The sequence below is a fragment of the Cryobacterium melibiosiphilum genome (assembly GCF_003602235.1).
In the GTDB taxonomy this organism is placed as follows: domain Bacteria; phylum Actinomycetota; class Actinomycetes; order Actinomycetales; family Microbacteriaceae; genus Cryobacterium; species Cryobacterium melibiosiphilum.
In genome coordinates this window covers 31752-38806 of record NZ_QZVS01000055.1, presented here as the reverse complement: position 1 = coordinate 38806, position 7055 = coordinate 31752, and the positions used below count along the sequence as shown (strand labels likewise).

Genomic DNA, 7055 nt, shown 5'->3' with positions numbered 1-7055 from the left:
GCGCGCGCTGCGCGGGAGTTGCGCCGCTGCGCGGGGGCTGCGCCGTGGGCGGGCCGGCGGTCAGGCGGCTGCGCGGGGCACGTGGCGGCGTTCGAACCAGTACAGCAGGCCCGGCTTCCAGCGGTTGAGGTCGAGCAGGGTCAGCGGCTCGGGCACCCGCGTCACGGGCGCGCCGAGTTCATCGACGACGGTGTCCATGGCTTCCTGCGTCCAGAACTGGCCGCGCATGCGCATCAGGAGCTCTCCGCTGTGGCCGACGACGAACAGTTGCGGCTGGGTGTCGAGGGCGGCGCTGCGGTAGAGGTCCAGCAGGATCACGCTCGCAACGTCGGACACGCCGACGTTGCTGACGTGGCCCAGGATGCCGCGCTCCGACAGGCCCGACGCGCCGACCCGCACGTAGGCGCGATAGGCGCCGAGCAGGGCGGCCAGGCAAGCCAGGGTCGCAACGAGCTGGGCGCTCGCGACCCAGAGCCACGTTCCCGCCGGGATCATGAGCCAGTACAGAACCGCAAAAATAGGGGCGAACAGGGCGAGAACGCCGAGGCCGATGGTGCGGTAGACGCTCGCCTCAGCTCGCAGCAACTGCATGCCGGCTATCTCTATCAGTTCTGACCCCATACCCACCCCCAGTCCACGTGTACTCAGAGTATGCCCCCACTGCTCGGCGGAACGGGGGCTTGCTAATAGTCGCCCCCTGGGTCAGAATATCCCACCGCATAAGGGGACCGGACGCCAAAAACGGGCAACTCCCGAAGGAGCCGCCCGTGATCAGTGCCGGTGCGCGACTAGCGGCCGAGAAGTCCACCCAGGTTCAGGTCGCTCGTGATGTCGCCGACGAGGTCGTCGACCTCGGTGCCGATGTCGTCGACGTCGGTGCCGATCTCCGTGCCGCCGAGGTCGGAGTCGTTGCCACTGCCGACGGGAGCCTGCACGGGCGCCTCAACGGGAGCGGTCACGGGGGCCTCGACCGGTGCGGTCACGTCGTTGCCGCTGCCGATCGGGGTGTCGTTTCCGCTGCCGACGGCGTTGCCGTTGCCGGTCTCGTTGCCCGAGGCGACGTCTCCGACGTCGGTGTTCAGCGAGTCGTCGACGAGCGGTCCGTTGACCACTCCGCCGTTCAGGATGCCGCCGTTGGCGACGCCGCCGAGGCTGGTGTCGTTGCCGACCACGCCGTTGCCGGTCGAGTCAACGTCGCCGACCCCTTCGATGTCGCCGAACCCGAAGAGGTCGTTGATGAGGTCGGTGTGGGTCTGCGACGAGTCGCTGCTCGAGTCGCTGCTGGTGGAGGTGCGGGTGTCGGTCGACGTGTTCGTGTCGTTGGCCTGGGCCGGGGCGATGACGCCGCCGATGATGAGCGCGGTCGCCGCGGCTCCGGTGATGCCGAAGGCCGTCATGCGCTTGGTGATCGTGTTCATTGAGAACTCCTCTTCGTTGCTGATTTGTTGTTCTGATGTCGTGTGTTGCTGTGCACCCGACGGTTCCCGGGGCACACAACTGGTCCGGAGCCCCGGCGGATGCGGTTTGGTGCGGCACGAAGTCACAGGGCTTAAACCGGTGACGGATGCCGTGGGGAGCGCGGCGGCAGCGGCTGCGATCGCCGCGAGGAGCGGCATCCGCTTGCCTGCGGCGCTGAAGCTGGCAGAAAGCTGGCAAGCCCGATCGATTCCCGTCGGCACGCGTGTGGGTCGCCACATAGAGTTGTCCCGTGCAGAAACGTGCCGCCCGCCCGAACGGGTTTCCCCGCAAACGATTCCGGTTTCACCCGGCGCAGATCGTGGCCTTCGGGTTCGCCGGCACCATCCTCATCGGCACCCTCTTACTGACGCTTCCGATCGCGAAGGTCGGCCCGGGCGGGGCGACGTTCATGGAGGCGCTGTTCACGGCGACCTCGGCGGTCTGCGTGACCGGGCTGATCATCGTGGACACCGCGACCTACTGGACCGGGTTCGGCCAGGTCGTGATCATGCTGATGATCCAGATCGGCGGCTTCGGCATCATGACTTTCGCCTCGGTGATCGGCCTCGCGGTGCTGCGCAAGCTCTCGCTGCGCGCCCGCGTCACGGCGGCCTCCGAGGTGAAAAGCGTCGGCCTCGAAGACGTGAAAGGCCTGGTCGTCGGGGTCGTGCGCATCTCCCTAATCGCCGAGGGAGTCGTGGCCGTGATGCTCACCCTGCGGTTCATGATCGGCTACGAGGAGCCGCTCGGCCGCGCAATCTGGCTCGGCGTGTTCCACGCGATCTCGAGTTTCAACAACGCCGGCTTTGCCCTGTTCAGCGACAACCTGATCGGCTTCGCGACAGACCCGTGGATCTGCCTGCCCATCTGCGGCGCCGTGATCCTCGGCGGCATCGGCTTTCCGGTGATCGTGCAGCTGCGCAAGCATCTGCGCTCGCCGCTGAAGTGGACGATGAACACCCGCCTCGTGCTGGTCGGCACGATCGTGCTGCTGGTCGCCGGCACCGTCTACATCACCGCGCTGGAATGGTCGAACCCGAAGACGCTCGGGCCGCTCGACTGGCCGGACAAGATCCTGGTCGGTTTTTTCCAGGCCGTGCAGACCCGCACCGCGGGGTTCAACAGCGTCGACAACGCAGGCTTGGACTCGGCGACCCTGCTCGGCAGCGACGTGCTGATGTTCATCGGCGGCGGCCCGGCCGGCACCGCGGGCGGCATCAAGATCACGACCTTCGCGGTGCTGTTCTTCATTCTCTGGGCCGAGGTGCGCGGCGAGGTCGCCGTGAACGTGTTTGGCAAGCGGCTCTCCCGCGCGGTGCACCGCGAGGCCATCACCGTGGTCTTGCTCGCCGTTTTCGTGATCATGTCCTCGACCGCCGCGCTGATGGTGATGACCGACATCTCGCTCGACCGGCTGCTCTACGAGACGATGTCGGCCTTCGCGACCGTGGGGGTGTCGACCGGCATCACCGCGGGCCTGCCGGTCGCCGGCCAGGTCATCCTGATTCTGCTGATGTTCATCGGCCGGCTCGGCCCGGTCGCCTTTGCCTCGGCGATCGCCCTGCGCGATCGCCGTACCGCGTACGAATTCCCGAAGGAGAGGCCCCTCATTGGCTAAGTACTCACTGTTCGGTCACCACGACCCGACGCGGCTGATGGAGGCGGAATCGGTCGTCGTGATCGGCCTCGGCCGCTTCGGCAGCGCCCTCGCCCTCGAACTGATGCGGGCCGGCACCGAGGTGCTCGGCATCGACGGTGACGAGGAGATCGTGCAGGCTCACAACAGCCTGCTCACCCACGTCGTGCGCGCCGACTCCACGAAAGAAGCGACCCTGCGCCAGCTCTCGGTGCCCGACTTCTCGAGCGTCGTGGTCGCGATCGGCGGGGACATCCAGGCCAATATTTTGACCGCGAGCCTGCTGTTGAAGCTCAAAATCGACAATATCTGGGCGAAGGCGGTGAGCGACCCGCACGGGGAGATCCTCACCCAGCTCGGCGTGCACCACGTGATCTACCCCGAGAAGGACATGGGCAAACGGGTCGCCCACCTCGTGCGCGGGGCGATGCAGGACTACATCGAGATCGGCGAGAACTTCGCGATCGTGAAGACGACACCGCCTGCGGCCGTGATCGGCAAACCCCTCGGCGAGACCAAGGTGCGCGCCAACTACGGCGTGACCGTGACGGCGTTCCACCGCCCCGGCGTCGGCTGGAGCTACACCTCGGTCGACACCGTGCTGCTCGACGGCGACGTGATCCTGATCGCCGGGCAGTCCGAGCGCGTCGAGGCCTTCAGCCTGCTGCGCTAGCGGCAGGCCGCCCGTACCATTCGACGGAGTTGGGCCGCTTTCGCGGGTCTGAACCGTGTTTTCCGCGCGCACGCGGGCTGGACACCGTCGAATGGTACGGCCGGCGCGGATGCCTGCGGCCACCTCCGCAAATATCACGGTTTGGTAACGGTGGCTGCTCAAAGGCCGATCAAGGTGCAGTGTCTCAGCGGGCCCGTGACGACGGAGTCACCCCGCGGCCCGCTAATCGGGAGGCATTGTGCGAAGAAGAGCATGGCTGGTAGCTGCGCTGGTGGCGGGGAGCCTGACCGTTCCCCTGTCGGCCACCGCCGCGGTCGACGAGATCAACACCCAGAAACTGCGGAACGCGGTCACCGTGAACGGCATCCTGCAACACGAGCGGGCGCTGCAACGCATCGCCAACCGCAACGGAGGCACGCGAGCCGCGGGAACGCCGGGCTATGACGCATCCGCTGCCTATGTGAAGGGTGAGCTGAAAAAGGCCGGCTATCTCGTCACTGAGCAGCCCTTCGAGTTCGAGTACTACGAGGAGGTCATCCCGGCCGCCCTGAGCCAGGTGACACCGACCGCCCTCGACTACGAGACCGCGACGTTCACCTATTCGGGCAGCGGCGACGTGACCGGGCAGGTCGTGCCGGCGACTAACCTCGTCATTCCCGCCACCCCCGAGCCCAGTTCGGCGGCCGGATGCCTCGCGACTGATTTCGTGCCGGCCTCCGCCACCGCTCCCCAGGTCGCGCTGGTGCAGCGCGGAACCTGCACCTTTGCGCTCAAGGCGGAGAACGCCATCGCGGCGGGTTATGACGCCGTGATCATCTTCAACGAGGGCAACCCGGGACGCACCGAGCTGCTCACCGGCACCCTCGGCGGCACCCTCAGCGTGCCCGTCGTCGGGCTCAGCTACGACGATGGCGCGGCCCTGTTCGCCGCGTCCCAGGCCGGGCCGACCGTCGTGTCGGTGAGCACCGAGGTGATCGCGGAGACCCGCACGACCACCAACGTGCTCGCGGAGACGAAGAAGGGCAGCGCCGACAAAGTCATCGTGGTCGGGGCGCACCTCGACTCGGTGCTGGAAGGCCCCGGCATCAACGACAACGGCAGTGGAACGGCGACGATTCTCGAGACGGCCATCCAGATGAGCAAGACCAACGTGAACCCGCGCCAGAAGGTGCGATTCGCGTTCTGGGGCGCCGAAGAGCTCGGACTGCTCGGATCGGAGAACTACGTGGCGACAGCCTCAGACGACACGCTCGCCACGATCTACGCCAACCTCAACTTCGACATGCTCGGCTCCCCGAACTACGTGCGCTTCGTCTACGACGGCGACGGCTCGGCCGCAGAGGGTGCGGTGTCTGGCCCTCCCGGTTCCGCGCAGATCGAAACCATCTTCACCAACTATTTCGCCGCGCAGAACCTGCCGACCGAGCCGACCGCGTTTGACGGCCGCTCGGACTACGGGCCCTTCATTGCCGCGGGCATCCCCGCCGGCGGGCTGTTCAGCGGGGCCGAAGAGCTGAAGACCCCGGAGCAGGCCGCGATCTTCGGCGGCACGGCCGGCGTCGCGCTCGACGCCTGCTACCACCAGGCCTGCGACACCATCACCAACCTCAACACGCAGGCGCTCAGCGAACTGGGCGACGGCGCCGCGCACGCGATCATGACACTCGCCCGCAGCCAGGGCGGCTTCTTCGAGGACGGCAGCCGCATGGCTGGCCGTGAGAGTTCGGCCGTTCCGGCGGACGCGTTCGAGTCGAAGGGCGGCGTGCTCGTGCGCTAAGCGCGTGCAGCTCCTCGGCGGCCCCCCGGTGCTTCGGCGCCGGGGGGTCGTTCGGTTTGGGGTGCCGGACTGCGCCGGGCGACGGATGCCGGGGGCCGGCGCTGCGGCATCCGTCACCGCCGCGGGGGCACCGACGTACGATAGAGGGGTGACCATGCCCGTCGAGTTTCTGCGGGGGGCCTTGCTCGGAACCCGCGTCGTCGTGCGCACGACCGTTCCCGGCGGGCTCACGGATGCCCTCGGGTACCTCCGTCTGGTTGACCGCGAGACGTGCGAGGTGGAGACCAAGCGCGGGCTCGTCTCCCTCCGGCTCGCCGACGTCGTCGCCGCCAAAGAGGTTCCGCCCCCGCCGCCTCGGCGCGCACCGCGGATGCCCGTTCGCTAGCGGCGCCTGATACGCGCGTGACGCTACCCTTCGTTCAGAATCGCAGGTGATAATAAAGTCATGGCTGCCCAACCCCCGAGTTATAAAACGCTCGCTTCTCTGAGCCGCATCAACCTGCTGCACCAGCTGCAACAGCGCGGCACGATGACCGTCGGCGACCTCGCCGAGGCTGCCGGCCTGCACCACAACACGGCCCGCGAACACCTCGATCGCCTGATCAGCGAGGGTTTCGTCACCTGCGAGCCCGAGCCTCGGCAGACCAAGGGCCGCCCGCGCATGCTCTACAGCGCCGCCCGCGGTGTGGACTCCGACGCCTCCTCGGTGCGTGGCAAAAAGGTCGAGGCCGCGCTCATTCGCGCCGAGCAGCTGCGACGGATGCTGCCCCTCACTCCCGTGGACCGGCCCACCGCCGGCGCGGTGACCGTGGGAGCCGAGTGCGGGGCCGCCGCTGATGCCGCCGCGGTGCGGCCCACGCACCCCGCAGTGCAGCGCCAGTTCGACGCGCTCGACGACCACCTCGACCAGTCCGGATTCGACGCCCGCGTCACCGATGATCAGCAGCACGTCACCCTGCACGACTGCCCGTACTCGGAGATGGTCAAGGACCACCCCGAGGTCTGCGGCGTGCACTTCAAGCTGATCCAGGGGGTGCTCGAGCAGGCCGAAGGGCCGCTGCGCGCCCACCAGCTGCACCTGATCGAGGCGCCGCGCCTCTGCACGATCGACCTGCACCACGCGAGCCCCGCCGAAATAGCGGCCGACCGCGCCGCGCTCGAGGCCGCGGTGTCCGAGGCGAACGTGGTGGTCGACGCGATGGTCGCCGTCACCGCGGGCTCTTCGGCAGCGGATGCCGCCGGCCGGGTCGCCGAGCCGGCCGGTGCCGGTCTCGGCTCCCGCCGCCGCTGACGCGCCCTGGCCGGCGCCGGTGCGGCGGCGGGGCATCCGCTTGCCGCAGGGGCCAGGCGCAGCTACCGCGTAGCGGCGGAAGTACCGCGCTGCGGCGGGTCGCGCGCGCGGCTGGCGAGCAGCGCGGTACCTGCGCCACTGCGCCGTAGGCGCGCCCATAGCGCAGCGGCGCACGTACCGCGCAACGGCGGACGCTCGGTTCTGCGGGTCGCGGGCACCC

The 7055-nt window shown here is 68.4% G+C and carries 7 protein-coding genes; 5 read left to right on the top strand and 2 right to left on the bottom strand.

Going from position 1 to position 7055, the window contains the following annotated elements:
- Positions 1–60 precede the first annotated feature (60 nt).
- Together D6T64_RS03130 and D6T64_RS03125 are read right to left on the bottom strand one after the other, a co-directional pair.
- Positions 61–591, bottom strand: a complete 531-nt coding sequence (locus D6T64_RS03130) for a hypothetical protein (RefSeq protein ID WP_119971448.1) — start codon at positions 589–591, stop codon at positions 61–63.
- 197 nt (positions 592–788) lie between these two features.
- Positions 789–1418 carry a hypothetical protein gene (locus tag D6T64_RS03125; RefSeq protein WP_119971445.1) on the bottom strand — a complete coding sequence of 210 codons (630 nt, stop codon included), beginning with the start codon at positions 1416–1418 and terminating at the stop codon, positions 789–791.
- Positions 1419–1708: 290 nt separating this feature from the next.
- Here D6T64_RS03125 and D6T64_RS03120 point away from each other — a divergent pair, with 290 nt between their 5' ends.
- From D6T64_RS03120 to D6T64_RS03100, 5 genes are all read left to right on the top strand, one after another.
- Positions 1709–3076, top strand: coding sequence for a TrkH family potassium uptake protein (locus tag D6T64_RS03120; RefSeq protein WP_119971442.1), 1368 nt, complete (start codon positions 1709–1711; stop codon positions 3074–3076).
- Entirely contained in the window at positions 3069–3767 is a 699-nt protein-coding gene (locus D6T64_RS03115; protein WP_233550802.1) for a potassium channel family protein, read from the top strand. Before D6T64_RS03120 ends, D6T64_RS03115 begins: the two co-directional genes overlap by 8 nt.
- Before the next feature lie 238 nt (positions 3768–4005).
- On the top strand, positions 4006–5544 hold the full coding sequence (locus D6T64_RS03110; protein WP_119971435.1) for a M28 family metallopeptidase: 1539 nt from the start codon (positions 4006–4008) through the stop codon (positions 5542–5544).
- A gap of 154 nt (positions 5545–5698) precedes the next feature.
- Entirely contained in the window at positions 5699–5929 is a 231-nt protein-coding gene (locus D6T64_RS03105) for a putative acetyltransferase (protein ID WP_119971468.1), read from the top strand.
- 60 nt (positions 5930–5989) lie between these two features.
- A complete protein-coding gene (locus D6T64_RS03100) occupies positions 5990–6835 on the top strand; it encodes a helix-turn-helix transcriptional regulator (protein ID WP_119971432.1) in 846 nt (281 codons plus the stop codon).
- Positions 6836–7055: the final 220 nt, after the last annotated feature.

Bases quoted from the DNA above. Each gene is read 5' to 3' on its own strand.
- D6T64_RS03130 (WP_119971448.1), bottom strand. From the start codon at position 591: ATGCAGTTGCTGCGAGCTGAGGCGAGCGTCTACCGCACCATCGGCCTC.
- D6T64_RS03125 (WP_119971445.1), bottom strand. From the start codon at position 1,418: ATGAACACGATCACCAAGCGCATGACGGCCTTCGGCATCACCGGAGCC.
- D6T64_RS03105 (WP_119971468.1), top strand. From the start codon at position 5,699: ATGCCCGTCGAGTTTCTGCGGGGGGCCTTGCTCGGAACCCGCGTCGTC.
- D6T64_RS03100 (WP_119971432.1), top strand. From the start codon at position 5,990: ATGGCTGCCCAACCCCCGAGTTATAAAACGCTCGCTTCTCTGAGCCGC.